The 17,058-nt window shown below is 65.1% G+C and carries 15 protein-coding genes; 2 read left to right on the top strand and 13 right to left on the bottom strand.

The features are described from left to right. Positions 1-15: 15 nt before the first annotated feature. The 7 genes from qhpE to qhpG are packed head-to-tail and all read right to left on the bottom strand — an operon-like array spanning position 16 to position 8,148. Positions 16-699, bottom strand: a complete 684-nt coding sequence (gene qhpE, locus AQUI_RS28995; RefSeq protein ID WP_051372063.1) for a subtilisin-like serine protease QhpE — start codon at positions 697-699, stop codon at positions 16-18. Continuing rightward, entirely contained in the window at positions 696-2,438 is a 1,743-nt protein-coding gene (locus AQUI_RS0125765) for an ABC transporter ATP-binding protein (RefSeq protein WP_027260075.1), read from the bottom strand. Before AQUI_RS0125765 ends, qhpE begins: the two co-directional genes overlap by 4 nt. Further along, positions 2,435-3,514 carry a quinohemoprotein amine dehydrogenase subunit beta gene (peaD, locus tag AQUI_RS0125760; protein ID WP_027260074.1) on the bottom strand — a complete coding sequence of 360 codons (1,080 nt, stop codon included), beginning with the start codon at positions 3,512-3,514 and terminating at the stop codon, positions 2,435-2,437. Before peaD ends, AQUI_RS0125765 begins: the two co-directional genes overlap by 4 nt. Positions 3,515-3,527: 13 nt before the next feature. After that, a complete protein-coding gene (gene qhpC / locus AQUI_RS0125755; protein ID WP_027260073.1) occupies positions 3,528-3,851 on the bottom strand; it encodes a quinohemoprotein amine dehydrogenase subunit gamma in 324 nt (107 codons plus the stop codon). Continuing rightward, a complete protein-coding gene (peaB, locus tag AQUI_RS0125750; RefSeq protein ID WP_027260072.1) occupies positions 3,848-5,272 on the bottom strand; it encodes a quinohemoprotein amine dehydrogenase maturation protein in 1,425 nt (474 codons plus the stop codon). The genes qhpC and peaB overlap by 4 nt, the downstream gene beginning before the upstream one ends. A gap of 18 nt (positions 5,273-5,290) precedes the next feature. Further along, positions 5,291-6,814 (bottom strand): quinohemoprotein amine dehydrogenase subunit alpha, encoded by a 1,524-nt coding sequence (gene peaA / locus AQUI_RS0125745; RefSeq protein ID WP_027260071.1) that lies wholly within the window; start codon positions 6,812-6,814, stop codon positions 5,291-5,293. After that, positions 6,790-8,148 carry a flavin-dependent monooxygenase QhpG gene (qhpG, locus tag AQUI_RS0125740; RefSeq protein WP_027260070.1) on the bottom strand — a complete coding sequence of 453 codons (1,359 nt, stop codon included), beginning with the start codon at positions 8,146-8,148 and terminating at the stop codon, positions 6,790-6,792. The genes peaA and qhpG overlap by 25 nt, the downstream gene beginning before the upstream one ends. 160 nt (positions 8,149-8,308) lie before the next feature. On the opposite strand from qhpG, the gene qhpR reads away from it, so the two are divergent. Further along, positions 8,309-9,361, top strand: a complete 1,053-nt coding sequence (qhpR, locus tag AQUI_RS0125735; RefSeq protein WP_027260069.1) for an AraC-like transcriptional regulator QhpR — start codon at positions 8,309-8,311, stop codon at positions 9,359-9,361. A gap of 58 nt (positions 9,362-9,419) precedes the next feature. On the opposite strand, the gene AQUI_RS0125730 is transcribed toward qhpR, so the two are convergent. The 3 genes from AQUI_RS0125730 to AQUI_RS0125720 all read right to left on the bottom strand — a co-directional run bounded on the left by AQUI_RS0125730 (position 9,420) and on the right by AQUI_RS0125720 (position 11,456). After that, positions 9,420-10,736, bottom strand: coding sequence for a type II toxin-antitoxin system HipA family toxin (locus AQUI_RS0125730; RefSeq protein WP_027260068.1), 1,317 nt, complete (start codon positions 10,734-10,736; stop codon positions 9,420-9,422). After that, complete coding sequence (locus tag AQUI_RS28990; protein ID WP_051372062.1) at positions 10,733-11,014, bottom strand: helix-turn-helix domain-containing protein; 282 nt, start codon at positions 11,012-11,014, stop codon at positions 10,733-10,735. Before AQUI_RS28990 ends, AQUI_RS0125730 begins: the two co-directional genes overlap by 4 nt. A 130-nt stretch (positions 11,015-11,144) precedes the next feature. Beyond that, positions 11,145-11,456 carry a DUF2218 domain-containing protein gene (locus tag AQUI_RS0125720; protein WP_027260067.1) on the bottom strand — a complete coding sequence of 104 codons (312 nt, stop codon included), beginning with the start codon at positions 11,454-11,456 and terminating at the stop codon, positions 11,145-11,147. 287 nt (positions 11,457-11,743) lie between these two features. Between AQUI_RS0125720 and AQUI_RS0125715 the strand changes: the two genes are divergently transcribed. Then, on the top strand, positions 11,744-13,585 hold the full coding sequence (locus tag AQUI_RS0125715) for an ABC transporter ATP-binding protein (RefSeq protein WP_027260066.1): 1,842 nt from the start codon (positions 11,744-11,746) through the stop codon (positions 13,583-13,585). A gap of 94 nt (positions 13,586-13,679) precedes the next feature. On the opposite strand, the gene AQUI_RS0125710 is transcribed toward AQUI_RS0125715, so the two are convergent. The 3 genes from AQUI_RS0125710 to AQUI_RS0125700 are packed head-to-tail and all read right to left on the bottom strand — an operon-like array spanning position 13,680 to position 17,055. Continuing rightward, on the bottom strand, positions 13,680-14,519 hold the full coding sequence (locus AQUI_RS0125710; protein ID WP_027260065.1) for a sugar phosphate isomerase/epimerase family protein: 840 nt from the start codon (positions 14,517-14,519) through the stop codon (positions 13,680-13,682). Beyond that, positions 14,516-15,826, bottom strand: coding sequence for a DUF6005 family protein (locus AQUI_RS28985; RefSeq protein ID WP_035920559.1), 1,311 nt, complete (start codon positions 15,824-15,826; stop codon positions 14,516-14,518). The genes AQUI_RS0125710 and AQUI_RS28985 overlap by 4 nt, the downstream gene beginning before the upstream one ends. Beyond that, positions 15,823-17,055 carry an AMP-binding protein gene (locus tag AQUI_RS0125700; protein ID WP_027260064.1) on the bottom strand — a complete coding sequence of 411 codons (1,233 nt, stop codon included), beginning with the start codon at positions 17,053-17,055 and terminating at the stop codon, positions 15,823-15,825. The genes AQUI_RS28985 and AQUI_RS0125700 overlap by 4 nt, the downstream gene beginning before the upstream one ends. Positions 17,056-17,058 lie beyond the last annotated feature (3 nt).

The following is a 17,058-nucleotide window of genomic DNA, read 5'->3' as shown; positions in this document are numbered from 1 at the left end:
GGGTTCTCCCTGTTTTTATCTGTCAGCGGTTGGGGTGTGAAAAAGAGGGGCAGGGCCTGGCGGCAGGCCGATGCGTTCGCGGCCGGTAAAAGCCGGGATTTGCAGAAATTCTTTGACCCCGCCGTTCATGCGGGCGCGGGCCAGCAGGCCAGTGAAATGCGCCGCAGCGAGGCTAGCGCCGCGCACTGGCATGTCAGGGCCGCCGGGGCAGGCGCCGAAGTGCGCGCCCGGCTGGTCGAGCCGCGACCACTGACCGGGGGTGCAGCGGGCATCGCCCTGGACAGACAGAACCCCGCTGCAGGCCGCGGGAAACACCGGCGCGCCGCGGGCGGGGGCAGAGGCGACCAGCAGCTTGCCCGCCTGCAGCACTGCGGCGACGGCCTCGGCCAGAAGCGGGCTGGCGTTGGCATGGCCAAAGGAGCAGTGGATGATCTGCGCCTCGCAACAGGCGGCGCGGTGCATGGCCCTGGCCACGGTTGCGAGGGAGATGGCGAGGCGGCCGGGAAAGATGGTGAGGTTGAGCAGCCGCGCGTCGGGCGCATTGCTGCGGATGGCGGCGGCCATATGGCTGGCGTGTTGCGCTGCCGGGCTCTCGGCGGCGCGGGGATGCACCTCGCACAGATCGAAGCGGGAGGTCAGGCCGGGGGTGTCTGCCGCCAGCGGGCCGTCGATCAGGGCTATCAGCGGGGCAGGGGTCATGTTCTGGCCTCCGTCAGGGTGATCTCCATGTCGAATTGCACGCTCGCCGCAGCACCGCCGTGGGCGGTGATAATGCGGGTGGAATGGGGGAAACTCTTGTCGATATGGCTGAGGATCCGGGCGGCGGTGGCGGGATCGACCTCGGACAGGGCCTCGTCCAGGATCAGGATACCGAAGGGGTCAAGCAGCGCGCGCAGCAGGCAAAGGCGCTGGCGTTCGCCGCCCGACAGCGTCAGCCCGCTTTCGCCCAGCATAGTGTCGAGACCGTTTGCGCTGCGGAACCGTTCCGCCAAGCCGAACAGCTCCAGCAGCTGCCAGATACGGGTTTCACTGCCGGGGCTGGCCCAGAAGGCGCGGCTTTGAAACAGGTTGTCGCGCAGACTGGCCCGCAGGGTCAGCGGGCGCTGGCCGGCATAGGCCACCCCTTGGGGCAGGGTGGCGCCGCCAAGCTGGCCAAGGTCCGCACCGCCCAGTGTGATCTGCCCGGACAGCGGTTGCGCCCGCCCGCAGAGCACCGCGATCAGCGAGGTTTTACCGGCGCCGCTGGCGCCTTTGAGGGCCAGTTTGGTGCCTTGGGGGATGGTGAGGCTCAGCGGGCCAAGCGGCGCCGCCTGGCCGCGGGCGACGGTCACGCCGTCCAGTTGCAGGGCATAGCCTGCGGGGGCAAAGGGAGCCGCGGGCCGGGGGGCGGCGGGCTGCATCACCGTATCCAGCCGCGCCACCGCAACCTTGACCCGCGCCTGCGCGTGCCACAGGCCCAGCAGCGACTGCATCGGCCCGGTCATAAAGCCCATGTAGGCGATGAAAGCGATCAGGGATCCCAGCGGCCAGTCGCCGCGGATCACCATCAGCCCGCCCGCCAGAAAGATCGCCGCGCGGGTCAGCGCCGACAGCAGCACCGGCACTGCGCGGGTAAACTCGCCCCACAGGTTCTGCGCAATCAGGCGGCGGTTCAGCCCGGCGTGGTCGCGCAGGCTGCGCCGCTCTGCCCAAAGGGTGCCGCGGGCGGCCTGCAGCGCGGGCAGGCCGAACAGGGTTTCCGAGAGGCCGGCGGCGTAGCGCCCCTGCATCTCGCGCACTGCGGCGGCGTGGCGTTCGGTGCGGGGGCGGGCCCAGATCAGGAACAGCAGCTCAGCCGGGGCCAGCAATGCCGTCAGCAGGCCCAGCCGCCAGTCCAGCACCATCAGCATTGCCGAGCCGCCAATCAGCCGGATCAGCGCCGATGAGCCGCCCAGCACCGCGTTGAAGGCGAATTTCTGCACTTCTGCGGCGTCGCCATCAACCCGCGCCAGCAGCTCGCCTGCGCGCTGCGCAGCAAACCAGCCGGCGGGTTTGGCGGCCAGCCGGGACAGCAGACGCCGCCGCAGTTGCGCCAGCATCCGGACCGAGGCGCGCATATGCAGGATATTGCTGAGCGCGCCGGTGGCGGTGGCCAGGAGGCCAATGGCAAACAGCGCCAGCGACCAGACCACCAGCTGGGCCGCATCTCCACCCATCAGGCCGCGGTCGATCACCAGCTTGCTGATATAGGGCGGCAGCAGGCCGAGTGCAGCAGCCAGAAAACTGATCAGCAGCAGCAGCGCCAGCCGGAGGCGGTGCGGGCGCAGCAGCGGCATCAGCCAGGCAGCAGCGGAGGGTGAAAAAAGCGCCGCACCGGCCCGGGCAGGCAGATGCGGCCAGGCGCGGGCCGCCGCGGGGCGGTTCGGCTGGGGGGAGGTATGCGCCGCCGGAGCGGTCATCCCTGCGGAACCACGTGCAGGGTGGAGACCGACATATCCCCGCCGGAGGGCACCCGGATCTCGCCGATGCGCTCCAGCGTTTCGCTGTCATAGATGCCGATGTCGTCATTGGTGCCGCCGACATAGATTTCTTGCCCGTCGCTGGAGACGTTGATCACGTAATAGGTGTGCGGCAGGTCCACGCGCTTAACCAGCTCGCGGGTGTCCAGGTTGTGTTTGGAAAGCTGGGTATAGACGCCGTAAAGGTGCTTGGGGTCCGTTGCACTGCGTGCGGCTGAGAACATCAGCACCTCGAAGGAGGCGAAATCAGCGATCTCGGTCTTGCCGGTGGTCAGGTCAACAGACTGGTAGCCCCAGACAAAATCTGCCAGCTCCTGCTGAGACTCGTCGGTGAATACCGCCGCTGTGTACATCAGCAGCATCTCGTCGTTCTGGCTGCCGGTGGGCCAGAAGGCGAGCACATCCGGCGGGCTGTAGGTGGGGCGGTCCCAGCTGGCATTGGCTATCGCCACTTCGGTTTCGCCCGTGGCGGGATCAACGCGGTAGATCTCATGCCCCGCGACATAGACCTGGCCGTTGCGGTCGCTGGCCATCAGGGTGGAGCGGCGCGGTGCTTCGAATACTGCCGCGGGGGTGGCCTCCAGCCCGGCGCTGGCGTCATAGACGGCAAATTCGGGCTGCATTACCTCGTAACGGTCGGTCAGTTTACGCACGGGATTGCGCACCGTGTAGATCTGGCTGCCGTCCTTGGAGACGGCAAGCGAGGCGAGCGAGCGGCGGGTCACGTCGCCCTCGGACTGGGCGGCATGGAACACTTTCTCGCAGGTCTGGATATCGACGCCGACCACATCCTGCCAGTGGTTCAGCAGCACATAGGCGATGCGGTTGTCCGGCGACATGGCGATGACGCCGGGGGTCACGTTGGCGCCCAGATCGCAGTCGGCTTTGACCGAGCGGGTATCAGCGTCAAAGACATAGAGGTTCGACGGCCGGGCCACCGTCACCAGAAGGTCGCCGGCGGCCAGCGGCAGGGCGGAGGCGCAGAGCGCGGCAGCAGCAAAAAACGCGGTTTTCATGATGCGGGTCTCCTTAGGTTTCGGCGTCAGTGGGGTAGGTGGCGCCAAGCGCGCGCCAGTCCTTGGCGGCGTTGGGTGCGCCTTCGTCCCAGTTCTGGTGGTTGACCATGATGTCGGGCACCTGGGCGGGCCACCAGCAGGGGTCGGAGCAGCCATAAAGATCCGCTTCCATCGGCTGGCACAGGGCGGCAAGGCCGCCGAAAGGGTCGACCTCCCAGCCGGGATCGAAGGTGGTGGCGCAGCCGGCGGTCACGGTCTGCATCGCGCGGACCTCTTCCATCTGGCCCTGGGTTGCGGCCTGCTGGACGCGTTCGGCTTTCTGATTGAGCGGTTTCATTTTCCAAACGCCCTCCTCGGCGCAACATGGTGGTGGAAGTACTGCGGCGCCCGGGCGATCAGTTCGGCATAGGCGGCGACGCCAAAGTCGATCCAGTCGCGCATCAGGTCGCAGTAGTGGTAGGTCGGCATCATCGGGTCGCTGAAATGGGCATAGCTTTCGTGATAGCAGCCGCCCGCGCACAGGTTGCGGATCCGGCAGGTGGCGCAGCCTTTCTCGGTCCGGTCGGACCGTGCCTTGATAAAGCCCGACAGCTCCTTGCGCTTGATGCCCTCGTCAACGGTGCCGAACTGGTCCATGTCCGATCCGGTAAACCGGTGGCACAGGTTCAGCGCGCCGTCGTGATTGACCGCCAGCATGCCCACCCCGGCACCGCAGGGCAGCGCCTTGGATCGCCCCTCGTAGAGGTCGTTCATCATCTGGTGCATGTTGGAAAAGCCGATGTTGCGGCCCTTCAGCGCCTCTTCGACATAGAGGCGGCCCAAGGATTTCATGCCCTCGAACACCTCCAGCAGTTCGGCGCCGTTGAGGTTGAAGGCATCCATGTCGCCCGAGGTCACCGGCGAAAACCCGACCTCGGCAAAGCCGATATCGTTGATCAGATGGTCCCAGATTTCATGGATGTTGGTGACACCGGCGGTCAGGGTGACGCGGGCGCCCACCGGTTTCGATGTGTAGCGCGACAGCAGCAGCCGGGCCTTGGCGGCGACCGCATCATAGGTGCCCTTGCCGCCGACCGTTTTGCGGTTCAGGTCGTGCTGCGCCTTGGGGCCGTCGATGGACACAGTGAGGCCGAATTTATGCTGGTCCAGCCAGTCGATTAGCGGTTCGGTCAGCAGGGTGGCATTGGTCGTCAGGCTGAAGTTCACCGCCTTGCCAAGGGCAGCAAAATGCGGCTCGGCCCAGTCCACCACCTGACGGATCAGCGGTTGGTTCGACAGCGGCTCGCCGCCGAAGAACACCACGTTATAGCTGTCGCGGTCCGGGTTTTCCGCCAGCAGCATCTCGACCGATTTCTGCGCGGTCTCAAAAGCCATCTTCTGGCCCTTGGACGGCACCGCCAGATCCTCCTTGTAGCAATAGGAACAGGCCAGGTTGCAGCCGGTGTTGACGTTCAGAACGATGGTGGTGAGCGGAAAGTTCTCGATCTCGATCGGCGGGCGTTCCGGTTGCAGCGGGCGGCCGTCGTTAACGATATCCAGCCGCACCAGCCCGTCGAGCCGGGCCGCCGCATCCGTGGCCGCAAACCGCGCCTCAAATGCGTCCATGGAGAACGCCTGCGCCTGCGCGGCATAATCAAGGATGTCGCGGTCGGTGCTGTCCATCTCGAAGATCGAGGTGGTGGGGACGTGGAACAGAACCTCGCGCCCATCGACCGATACCCGGTGCGCATTGGCGGGCTGATAGTGAAAGTCTTTCATGGTCTTTCTCCCTGTGCTTCAGCGGATCGGCGGATCGATGAAGCGCTGCACGGTGACGATCAGCATGGCCTCGGCCTGCTGGCCCATCGCCTCGGCCTGCACTTTCAGCTCACCTGCGTTGTTGGCGCTGAAGGGGCGGTCGGGGTTGGGGCCGGCAATCGCAGGCGCAAAGATGCCGTTGGCCTGCATGACGCCTGCGTATTCGGTGTCTTCCATGTGGGCTGCGTGTTCATGCGCGTTGGCAACGGTCCACTGCGCTGTGATCCGGCCTATACGGATGTCGTCGTCGGTTCCGGCCTTGCCGTCGGGGCCGTTCCACATGCCAACCGCGTTGAAATAGGCAGGCACGGCTTCTGGGCCTGTATCGCTGCCGCCGCCGACGCGGGCGATGGTGAATTCCGGCTCTACCCGGATGCTGTCGACCGAGGTGTAATGGGCGATCTGCCCTTCGGCCCCGTCCGCGCTGAAGGTGACGGTGCCATTGCCCTCAGCCGTCAGCGACAGGGTTGCGCCAAAGCTGTTTGCGGCTGCATCGCCGCTGGAGCTGGCGAGGCTGTCCAGACCGGTGCCGACCACCTGAACCTGGGCCTCACCTGCCGGAACGGCGGAGGGGACGGTGCCGAGGATGACGCTGCCTGTTCCGGCACGGGCACCGGTCAGCGGTGCGCCAAGGGCGTCGTTGCTGCGGTCGAACTGGCGGCCCTGCAGGGCGTTGCCATCCTCGGACAGGGCCAATACCTGACGGTAGGCAGTGCCGCCGATGTCCAGATTGGCGCGCCATTCATAGCCGGTGTAAAGGTTCATCTGGCCAGAGGCGGGATGTTTGGTGCCGTCTGTGGTCACGAACTCGCCGCTGACCTGATAAGGCGAGGCATCGCCTGTGACCGTCAGCCGCCCGTAGGCTTCGCCGATGCCGGGCAAGTCGGTCATCACCACCCAGTCGCCTGCCACTGGCTGTTTGGCTGCGGCCTGCCAGTCCACCCATGCGGCGGTTTCCAGCGGGTTCTGTTCGGCCAGATAGCTGGCGATCTCGGTCCGGGCGATCTTGTACCATTCGCGGTCGCGGCCAAGCGCCTGGTATTCGATAGTGGGGAAATGGCCGACATGGAAATCCATGTGCAGCGCCCATTCCTCGGCGGTGCGGTTCTGCAGCAGCCCGCGCGCGCCGGTGTGGCAGCGTGCGCACATCGAGGCAAAGGGCTCGTCAAAGCTCTCCTGCGCGTTCGGGTCCTTCTCCATCGCATAGCGGAAGGGGGCGGCCTCAGTGGGGGCCAGGCCCTGGCTGTCCGACAGATGCTGCACGATGGCGCGGCGGTCCTCAGGGCTGATCTCCAGCCCATGCGCTTGTTGCATCCGAACGATGGTCATCATCCAGCCTTCGGGTGTTTTGCGCTGGCCGCTGATGCGGCTCAACCCGGTTTCCTGTGCCGTGTGGCAGCTGGAACAGATGTTCTGCAGCAATTCCTCGCTGGCCAGCGCAGGCGTCGCCCCGGCGGCGGATATCAGGAGTGCAGCCGTCAGACTGCGGGGTCGTAATTGCATGGATTGGTCTCCCTGTTTGTGGTGTCCCAGGGGATCTGCACCCCCTCGGTAAAGCCTTGCGACAAAAGCCATTGGTGGATGGCGCGGGCGGCCTGCGGCGGGGCCTCTGGTAATACTGAGGTATGAAACCGGGCCGGACCCGGCAGCGGCCGCCCGTTCAGGCGGCGCAGCAACGGCACGATCTCCTGCCCGGCAGCAAAGGCGGCGCCGCCGGGGGCATCGCGGGTGATCAGCACTTCGCGGCGCGCGAGATGGCCGTTCTGGACGATGACCCGTGTGGCGGCATGCGGGCGGATATCTGTGTCATGCGCCGGGGCGTCATCGGGCCAGGCCGCGCGCGGCTGCCAGAAGGGTGATTGAAGTCCCGCCTCGCGGTAGAAATCACGGCCCACACGGGCCTGCCGCCAAAAGGTTTCGGCCACCCGGTTGCGATAGAAATCGCAGGCCAGCGCCGTCTGGCCGTCCAGCAGCGCCCGTGCGATGGGCACCGCCATCAGCGCCGAGGACACCGCCCAGAACATCCCGTGCCCCGACAAAGGATCCAGCGCCACCGCCGCATCACCCAGCCGGGGGCATCGCGGGTCCAGTTCCGGTGCGGTCAGCTGCGGTGCGATGGCATGAATGGCGGGTTGGCGGGGCAGGGGGGTATCCCCCAGAACCGAATTCCACAGCGCCGCCACAGCTGCCTTGCCGCGTGTCTGGCCCAGCGACTGCGCGTCTCCCACCGCCTGCAGCCACAGCCGATCCTGCCCGGCAGGGGCAGACCAGATCCAGCCTCCGGGCCGGGCTTCGATCCGCGGGGTGTCCATGTATCCAGACTGCGGCGGCACAAACCCAGCAACCGAGATAGTGTCTGGCCCAATCAGTTCTGCCCGGTCCAAATCCGTGGATTGGCGCGGGGCGCGGCGGCCGCGGGCCTCGAACAGCAGGCCGGCGGTGAGGTTTTGCCCGTCGGACAGGCGGATTTCGCCCGCATCCGGGCGGACACTGGCCACCGCCTTGAAAAATACAGTGACACCCGCAGCCCAGGCGGTGTGCAGCAACCCGGTGTCGAACTGCTTCCGGTCGGCCGGATGCTCGCTGTTCTGGCCGCCCTGGAAAGCGCCCCAGCTGACATGGCGCTGCGCTGCCGGGCCGATGCCATCCAGCGGCAGCCCGTGCCTTTGCAGGATTGCGGCGACGCGGGCGGACATGCCCTCATACCGGGGCTCGCACGGCGGCAGGGTGGCCAGCGCCACGCTGTATCCGGCCCGCGCCAGCAGGATTGCGGCCACCGACCCGGCCGGGCCGCCGCCTGCGATTGCAATGTCAAAGGTGCCGAATTGAGGTGCCATTTGCCCAAGGTGCACCGGCCAGCGGCCGCTTGTGGCGGACACATCCGGACAACAAACCGACATTTCCGGACAGAATCGGCGGCTGCGGCCCTGTCTGCAGTGATTTTTCTGGAATGGCCGGTTTTTGCGGTATTCTGGCGCAATCCTGAGGAACCGCGCGATGCCACACACCTATCAGCCCCGGATTTCGGCCACCACTTTGAACGACCCGCTGCGGGCTGTTGAGTTCATGAACGGCGATACCGGCAGGATTTTCCGCACAGCCGGGTTCGGTCCTGATGACCTGGACGGAGAGATCGGCCTGAAGAAGTTCGTGGACTTCTGCGAGCATGCCTCAGACCAGCTGGGGCTGCCCGATTTCGGCTGGCGGGTGGGATCGGTGTTTGATCTGCAAAATCTTGGCACGCTTGGAGATTTCATCATGCAGGCGCCGACGCTGGGGGCGGCGTTGTCGCTGTTCCGCAATGCCTTTCCGATGGTGCAGAGCGACTCGGAAATGCGGCTGACGATGGAGGCGGACAAGGCGCTGCTGACCTACCGGATCCTGGATGCGGGCATTTGGCCGCGGCAGCAGGATGCGGAGCTGACGCTGTCGGTGTTCCATAGCCTGGTGAAGTCCGCCACCGGGCCGGACTGGCAGCCTGATCTGTTGTCGCTGGAGCACGAATCAAGCGCCTTGCTAAGCCGCAGCAGTGCCGGGCCGCGCTGCCCGGTGCAGTTTGCCGCTGCGTCCAACACGCTGGTGTTTCCGGCGGCACTACTGGATCTGCCGCTGGCGGACGGCGAAAGCCCGGCGTTCAAGGCGGCCTCGCAGTCGATGGTCCGCACCGCCCGGCAAAGCGAGCGTGAAGCACCGGTTGCAGTACGGGTGCGCCGCGAGCTGCTGATGCGGATCGGCCGCGAAAGTTTCGAGCAGACTGCCATCGCCACCGCCTTGGGCATGTCGCGCCGGACCCTGCGGCGCAAGCTGGAGGATGAGGGGCAGAAGTTCTCTGGGCTGCTGGCGGGCTGCCGGATGGAGATTGCCAAGCGCATGCTGCTGGCGCCCGGAGCGCAGCTTCATGATATCTCAGAGCGGCTGGGTTACTCTGAAGTTTCGGCTTTTGAACGCGCTTTCCGGCAGCGGGAGGGGGCGACGCCAAGCCAGTACCGCAAGCAAGTGTCCGCATGCGGTGCCGGTGCCGGTGCAAGCGCGGATATGGTTTCAGACTGAACCAGCAAGCCAGGCCGCAGACGGATTGCGGGCAGGTGTGATGCGGGTTTCGCTGCGGTCAGTTTCTCGGGATCCGGCCCACGATCCTGAGCGCGTTTTTTTCGGCGCAATCAGCGGCCTGTTCCACATAGCCCGGCGCGGTGCCGGGCAGGCCGGAAACATGCTGCTCGGCTGCCGGGCGGTGTTCCACCATCAGATCCACCAGCCGGGTGATCCGGTTCAGGACCTCGGCGGGGCGGAAGCCAAGTTCGGTTGCGATTTGCGCAAAGTGATCCGGTGTCACGTCCGCGGGCTTGCGTTTGCGGCCGCCGATTTTTTGGGCGAAATACTGGTTCACGGCCGGCCAGGGCAGAACCGTGGACACATCGTAAAGCGGGGCAAGCCCAACCGATGGGCCAAGCCGGTGCAGCATGGAATAATTCTTGGCGTGGGCGTCGGTGTTGGCCACCAGGATGTTGAAGGCGAACTGGTCAAACAGGTTGAGAACGTCCTTTGGTTCAAGATGCCGGGCGGCGGCGAACAGAGTGGCGAGGGTGAAGCCCGGAACCGTGCCGGCCTCGTACTTGCGGCCCGGCGGCGTGGCCGTGGCCTGGGCAAAATCCTCCTGATGCAAGCGCTGGATGTGCCCGGAAGTTGACAGATGCCGGTCATAGCGCAAAATGCATATGGCCGAGCGGGTCCTAAGGGCGATGGAGGCGGCTCGGGCGGCGGGGATCCCGATCTTCTGTGCAAGCGTCAGGCAGTACAGTTCATTTTCAACGATGCCCGGCAGCCGCGGATTGTCGGGCTTGAGGATGACAGTGGAGGGGGCGCCGTTTCTGGGAATGGCCAGCCTGCTGCCGTCCTCTGGCAGCTGCAGCACCGGGCGTCCGTCCCGGTCCAGAACGGCGAGCGCGGATTTCTGCTGCCCGCCGGCCAGCGACAGGCGGACGCCATCGGCGCCGGCCAAAAATGGCCGCTGGGCCAGGTCGTTGAAATGCGCTTGCAGGGCGTCTTGGGGGCTGGAGGTGCGGTAGTAATCTGTCAGCAGGACATAATCCCACTGGTTTTGCAGGGAAGGGCTGTCAAAAGACAGCGCCCCGGCGGTGTCGCCGCCGATTTCGCGCAGCAGGGCAACCGCATCTGTTTTCGACAGTCCAAGGGAGCGGCTGAGGGTTTCCAGCTGCTGTTCTTCGGGCAGCAGGTTGGCCAGCCAGGGGGCCGCAATGCTGTTCGGAAACGGATCAGACCCAAGCGGCATCAGCACCGAGACCGGGAAGGCGCGGGGGGTGCTGATCCATTCCGGCGTATAGGCAAACCCAGTGGTGCCGTCGTCATGCACCGTGATGCTGCCAACCAGAAACTGCGCATAGAAGACCGGAACCTGAAGGGTCATTCCAGGTCTCCAAGGTCATAGCCGGCGGCGGTGCCTGCTTGCGGCGCCGCGTCCTGGGATGCGCCGAAGAGATCCGCCACCGGCACGTGCAGGGCCTTGGCAATCCGGTACAGGGTCGACGCCCGCGCGTCGCGGGTGCCGGTTTCGATGGTGGAGAGGGCCGAAACACTGGCCCCGGTCAGTTGCGCAAGCTGGGTCAGGCTCAGGCCCTTGCCCTTGCGGATACTGCGGATGGACTGGCCGAGGCGGATCAGCTCCGGCTGTTTCTGATCGGTCATGCGGGCTCCGTTTTACCGAATACGATAAATATACCCTGTGGCCGGAGGCAAATCAACAGATTTTACTGTATTCGATAAATTTGACTGAGAGCGGGTGAAGCGTCAGTGAATTTACCGGATACGGTAAAGATCAGGCCGGGGCCGTTGCGGATTGCCAGGTCATGTTTTTAAACTCTTCGCGAAAGGCAAAACGGGCGAGGTGATTGTCGATGATCTGCCGCGCATGATCGAGTTCCTCGGGGGTCGGGGCGGTGACCTTGGCGGTCAGATCCTGACCAGTTGCATGCAGGGTTGCGGGTCCCATTCCCAGCGCAACGGTGCCTTGGCCGGTTTCATCGGCGGTGTCGAACTGCACCTCGACCTTATGGGCGAAATGCTTGCAGAGCTGCTGCAGGTATTTCGCCCCGTTGGGGGTGTCAAAGCGGCCGGTGTCGGTGAGCATTGCTTAATTCCTTACTATTTTACTAGGCTACAGGTAATGTAGTGAATCGCTACGGCGCTGCAACCTGTAATCAGGGGGCAGACCAAGCGGCGCCGCGCCTGCGCTTTTTGCGGTGCGGGGCATTTGCGCTGCTGACAAAGGGCTGCGGGCATTCTAGAACAGCCGGGCTGCGGTGCAGGCATCTTTCGCAATGGTTTCAGATTCGGCCCCGCCCGCGGACCGTCTGCAGGGCGGAAACGGCAACCCACATCTCAAGCGATCCCAATACAATCCTTGAGAGGGTCCCCATGTTCCGGGCTTTTGAAAACCTTGTCGATCCCTTTGCCGCAGAGCGGATGGCGCCGCCGCGGGCCACCCTGCGGGCCTATCTGATGCAGCAGCTGGCACCCTATAAAAAGTGGCTGCCGCTGATGTTTGCCACCGGGGTGCTGACGGCGCTGATGGAAAGCGGGCTGATCTTTTACTCCGGGCGGGTGGTTGACCTGATGACCGGAACCGGCGCCGCTGCGTTCTGGGCCGCGCATGGCACCGAGATGCTGCTGGCGCTGTTCTGCGTGCTGATCCTGCGGCCGGCGCTGGTGGGGCTGAACCATCTGCTGCTGGAGCAGACGCTGTCGTCGAACCTGCAGGAACAGGTGCGTTGGCAGTCGCACCGGCATTTGCTGGGGCAGTCGGTAGGGTTCTTTCAGAATGACTTTGCCGGGCGGTTGAGCAACCGGGTGATGCAGATGGGGCCTGCGGTGCAGGACAGCGTGCATATGCTGTTCGAGGCGATCTTGTTTGCGGTCACCTATATGATCGGCGCGGTGCTGGTGCTGTCGCAGATCGACTGGCGGCTGGCAGTGCCTTTGGTGCTGTGGGTGGGCCTGTACATCCTTTATGTGCGCCACGTGGCGCTGAACGTCGCGGCCACGGCCGAGAAATGGTCGGATGCGCGGTCTGCCGCGACAGGGCGGATCGTGGATGCCTATGGCAATATCGAAACGGTCAAGCTGTTTGCCCAGAACCAGCAGGAGCAGGTTTATGCGCTGTCTTCGCTGCGCCGCCTGCGGGCGCGGTATCAGCGGTTCTTGCGGATGATGACGACGCTGGCCTTTGGCAGCATCGCCATCAACGGCGTGCTGATCCTGATCGTTGTGGCACCGGCCATCTGGCTGTGGATGCGCGGACAGGTCAGCGTGGGCGAGGTGGCGGCGGCTTCGGCGCTGACCATTCGGCTCAATGGGATGAGCGGCTGGATCCTGTGGGTGACCATCCGGCTGTTTGAAAACATGGGGGTGATCCGCGAGGGGCTGCGCTCACTGTCGGCGGCGCATGGCATCACCGACGCGCCCAAGGCGCCGGCGTTGCAGGTCGGCAAGGCGGAAGTCCGGGTTGAGAGGCTGACCCATCATTATGGCAACACGCGCGGCGGCGTGAACGGGATTGATCTGGAGATTCCGGCGGGCCAGCGGATTGGCCTTGCCGGGCCGTCGGGGGCGGGAAAATCGACCCTGATCAACCTGCTTTTGCGGTTTCGCGACCCCGAGGGCGGGCGCATTCTGATTGACGGGCAGGACATCAGCCAGGTGACGCAGGACAGCCTGCGCAGCCAGATCGGGGTGGTGACGCAGAACACCTCGCTGATCCACCGGTCGGTGCGGGCCAATATCCTGTACGGCAATCCGGGCGCCACTGAGGCGGAGATGATTGCGGCTGCCAAGCGGGCCGAGGCGCATGAGTTCATCCTGGCGCTGCGGGATCAGGCGGGGCGCAGCGGCTATGATGCCCATGTGGGCGAACGCGGCGTGGCGCTGTCGGGCGGCCAGCGGCAGCGGATTGCGATTGCGCGGGTGGTCTTGAAAAATGCGCCGATCCTGATCCTGGACGAGGCGACCTCAGCCCTGGACAGCGCGGTTGAGGAAGAGATCCAGAAAACCCTGATGGATGTGATGCAGGGCAAGACGGTGATTGCGATTGCCCACCGGCTGTCGACGATTGCCGGGATGGACCGGATCATCGTCTTGCAGGACGGCCGGGTTGCCGAAGATGGCACCCATCAGGAGCTGCTGGCCGGGCAGGGGGTTTATGCCGGATTGTGGCGCCGTCAGGCGGGAACCTCCGGGCGGGTGCCGGAGCGGGCCGGGTGAGGTCTGCCCGGCAGATGCGGTCCCTGATAAAAAAAAGCCGGTGCGCAGGGATGCGCACCGGCTTTTTTTCTGAGCCGTCCGGCGTGATCCGCGGCTACACCGCAGTGGCGGTCTTGGGGGTTTCTTGGCGGGTTCTGGCCCGGAGTTGCGCGATATCGCTTTTCAGGGTCTGAAAAACCGCATCCCCGAACCATTCCAGCGAGGCTTCGCAGCCGGGGTCCTGCGCCAGGGCAGACAGGAAATCGCTGTAATCATAGGCGCCCTTGAACAGCGGCACCATGCCGTCGCGGGTGCCTGCGGCGCTGTAGACGTTGTTGGGGGCAAAGACCCCGAACCGGTCGCGGGACGAGACGTTTTTCAGGTGATAATGGGCGATGCGGGGCAATAGGATGCGGCGGGCCTCGACCGGGTCGTCGCCGCCTTCCCAGACGTGCAGCGCGTCGAAGTTGATCATCAGCGCATCGTGATTGACGGCATCGATCAGGTCGCAGGTGCTGGGCAGCGTATCGGCCAGGGAACCTGGGTGGGTTTCGACCAAGAGCCGCAGCCCGTGGCCGGCAGCGATGGTGCAGACCTCGCGCAGGGCGCGGATGGTCTGGCGGCGCTCGTCTGGCGTGGCGGCGGCGCTGGCCTGCTGGCCGGCAAAGGTGCGCATTTTGGGCGCCCCCCAGACGCGGGCCTGGGCGCAAAGCGCCAGGGTGCAGCTGCGCAGCAGATCCGGGTCATGCAGCGGCAGGTAGTCGCTGATCATCGGCACCGACAGCCCCTGCGCTGCCATCCACTGGGCGTTGTGGATAGCGAGCGGCGATTGATTGCGGGCGTGGATGGCCCATAGTTCGATGCCCTGAAAGCCGTTGTCGCGGGCCCAGAAGGCAATGTCCTTGAGGCCGATCAGCCGATGGCGGAAGGAAATGGTGCAAAGCGAGATTTTCATGCCGGAACCTCCTCGGGCTGCGCAATGTTCTGCGGGGGGCTGGCCGGAAGACTGGACTGGGCTGGCAGATTGGCGGCGCACCAGTCGCCGAACTGGGCGTGCAGTGCGGATTTGATGGTGAACTCGAGCTTGTCCAGCGCATCCAGCGCTGCGAACAGATCGGGGATCAGGGCGCGGTCGCCGATATGGGCGATGCGGGCGGCCAGGAAGTGCAGGCTGCGGAACCCCTCGCACAGCGCCTCCACCCGGTCGCATTCGGCGTCGAAGGGTTCGAACGCTGTATCCAGCTCCTGCCAGAAGAAGGCAAAGGCGTGCTCATAGGCGTATTTGCGCAAGGAGAGCACCGGCATTTCCCGCACTGCGCGGCCGAGGTCGGCCAGTGCCAGCGGCCGGGAGGGCTGGCAGTGATACTCGAAAATTCGGCGCAGGGCGGAGGTCAGGAGGTTGTCATCCGCGCGGAAGGTGTCGGTGAAATATGTGGCAAGATCTCGGGGTTTCGGCGCCTGCGCATGGCCGCTGTTCAGGATATAGCCGCCCGCCACGGTGGGCTGCGCCATCGCGTTGAGGATGGTTTCGCGCGGCAGGTCGCCGCGCCAGCGGTAATCCGGGTCATAGAGGTGCCAGAGGTCCGGGTCCTCGGTCAGCTCAATGATGACGTAATGCGGGAAAGGGTTTTGATTGGACTTGTTCTCGCGCTCCGGCAGGTGGAACATGTCAAGGAAGACTACCAGCTGCTCGTCATCGGATTTGGTCGAGAGGAGCCGCTCGAACTGGATCAGGTTATCTTCCTTGGTCTTGCCGTGGTCGTACCATTCGCGCACCGGGATATTGTACAGGCGTTCGACCCAGCGGGCGTACAGATCCTGGGTAATCTCCTCGCTGTGATAGGCGAGCTGCATCGCGGGGGTGACTGCAAAGCTGCTGTCCCAGGTGCCGAAGTAGAAGGGCCGGAAATTCAGGGTCTCATGCCGGCGGATCGCGGCGCAAAGGCAGCTGACAAAGCAATGCACGGTGATTTCGCTGGGCGCGGGGGCATTGCCGCTGTCTGCCGCAGGGGCGGGGGGCTCGCCCATCAGCATACGGATCAGCCCGTCGACGGTGGCGAAATCGTCCTTGGACAGCTCGCGTTCGGGTACCTCGATGCGGTGATCTGTTTCCAGATGCAGCATCAGGTTGATCAGGATCACCGAGTCGATGTGCAGGTCGTCGTTCAGTACCGCCTCGGGGCGGAAGTTCTGCATATGCGGGTTGGCGAGAGGTCCGGACAGAATCTGGCGGATGGCGTCGAGGATACTGTCGTAGGTCATGCGGGAACCGCCTCTTGTGCGTACTGGGCCGAAATTTCACTGCGGCTGATCTTGCCGTTGGCCTGGCGGGGCAGGGCGGGCAGATGTTTGATCAAGGCGGGCTGCTGGTAGTCCGCCAGTGCGCTGCGGCAGGCCTGGCGGATGGCGTCTTCGGTTGCCGTACCTGAGTAGAGCAGGCCGGCGCGGGCGCCGGAACGCGGGTCAGGGATGCGGAAGGAGACAGCGTCACTGACGCCGGGCAGGGCCATTACGGCCTGTTCCACGTCCTGCGGATAGACATTGAGGCCCGCCACGTTGATCATGTCATCGGCGCGGGCGGTGAAGACCAGCATGCCGGTATCATTCAGGTGGCCGAGGTCGCCGGTGTCGATTGTCTGTCCTGCGATGGTGATGCGCACTGCGTCCGGGGTGCCGTTCTGGCCCGCGGTGAGGGCGGCATGAGGCAGCGGCTGGCCGACGTCATAGGGGTTCTGCAGATCCTGGTTGATGGCGACGCAGCCAGCCTCGGAACAGCCGTACTGCTGAAACAGATGGATGGTGCGGGCGCGGATCAGTTGGAACCAGGCCTCTGGCAGCACGGTGCCGGAGGTGTTGGCGGCATGGAGCCGCTGGTCCTCGGGCAGGAGGCGCGCCAAAGTGTGCAGCATCGCGGGCGAAGTATAGAGCAGCGGCTGGTCCGTCTCGCGCAGGCGGCGCAGGATGTATTTCGGGTTCAAGCTGTCGAGCACCACCGGCACATGGCCGCGGTGCAGCGCCACGAAGACGCCGGCAATCAGCCCGTAGGAATGGGTGACGGGGCAGGCGATCACCGGCGTCATCGCGGCACTGGCGGTGAAGAAGACGGCGTAGCTTTCGACCTCGGCCGCGATTTCAGCCCATGTGCGGGTGATCACCTTGGCGGTCCCGGTGGTGCCGGAGCTCATCTGCACCAGCACGCCGCCGCGCGGGGTGGCGCCTGCTTGGGGGAGGGCGGTCTGTTTCAGCCCGTCGCTGAGCATCACGTCGCAGCCCGCCGCCTGCGCCATTTCACGGGTGGTTTCCGGCGGGATGCCGGGGTGGATCGGGAAGACGCCCGCGTTCTGCGCGCGCAGGTACAGAAGCGCAGACAGCGCGGCGCCCGCGTTCTGCATGTGCAGGCCGTAGCGGTGCGCGGCGGGTTCGGTCAGCACCCGGTCCAGCCGTGCGGCGAGGCCTGAGGGGTCGATGGGGGTGTCGTTCAGAACAAACATGTC

Source organism: Leisingera aquimarina DSM 24565 (assembly GCF_000473165.1).
In the GTDB taxonomy this organism is placed as follows: Bacteria; Pseudomonadota; Alphaproteobacteria; order Rhodobacterales; family Rhodobacteraceae; genus Leisingera; species Leisingera aquimarina.
The sequence above is the reverse complement of the archived record's forward strand: the minus strand, read 5'-3'. Positions and strand labels throughout refer to the sequence as shown.

Bases quoted from the DNA above. Each gene is read 5' to 3' on its own strand.
- AQUI_RS28990 (WP_051372062.1), bottom strand. From the start codon at position 11,014: ATGACCGATCAGAAACAGCCGGAGCTGATCCGCCTCGGCCAGTCCATC.
- qhpE (WP_051372063.1), bottom strand. From the start codon at position 699: ATGACCCCTGCCCCGCTGATAGCCCTGATCGACGGCCCGCTGGCGGCA.
- qhpG (WP_027260070.1), bottom strand. From the start codon at position 8,148: ATGGCACCTCAATTCGGCACCTTTGACATTGCAATCGCAGGCGGCGGC.
- peaA (WP_027260071.1), bottom strand. From the start codon at position 6,814: ATGCAATTACGACCCCGCAGTCTGACGGCTGCACTCCTGATATCCGCC.
- qhpC (WP_027260073.1), bottom strand. From the start codon at position 3,851: ATGAAACCGCTCAATCAGAAAGCCGAACGCGTCCAGCAGGCCGCAACC.
- AQUI_RS0125710 (WP_027260065.1), bottom strand. From the start codon at position 14,519: ATGAAAATCTCGCTTTGCACCATTTCCTTCCGCCATCGGCTGATCGGC.
- AQUI_RS28985 (WP_035920559.1), bottom strand. From the start codon at position 15,826: ATGACCTACGACAGTATCCTCGACGCCATCCGCCAGATTCTGTCCGGA.
- peaD (WP_027260074.1), bottom strand. From the start codon at position 3,514: ATGAAAACCGCGTTTTTTGCTGCTGCCGCGCTCTGCGCCTCCGCCCTG.
- qhpR (WP_027260069.1), top strand. From the start codon at position 8,309: ATGCCACACACCTATCAGCCCCGGATTTCGGCCACCACTTTGAACGAC.
- AQUI_RS0125730 (WP_027260068.1), bottom strand. From the start codon at position 10,736: ATGACCCTTCAGGTTCCGGTCTTCTATGCGCAGTTTCTGGTTGGCAGC.
- AQUI_RS0125765 (WP_027260075.1), bottom strand. From the start codon at position 2,438: ATGACCGCTCCGGCGGCGCATACCTCCCCCCAGCCGAACCGCCCCGCG.
- peaB (WP_027260072.1), bottom strand. From the start codon at position 5,272: ATGAAAGACTTTCACTATCAGCCCGCCAATGCGCACCGGGTATCGGTC.
- AQUI_RS0125720 (WP_027260067.1), bottom strand. From the start codon at position 11,456: ATGCTCACCGACACCGGCCGCTTTGACACCCCCAACGGGGCGAAATAC.
- AQUI_RS0125715 (WP_027260066.1), top strand. From the start codon at position 11,744: ATGTTCCGGGCTTTTGAAAACCTTGTCGATCCCTTTGCCGCAGAGCGG.
- AQUI_RS0125700 (WP_027260064.1), bottom strand. From the start codon at position 17,055: ATGTTTGTTCTGAACGACACCCCCATCGACCCCTCAGGCCTCGCCGCA.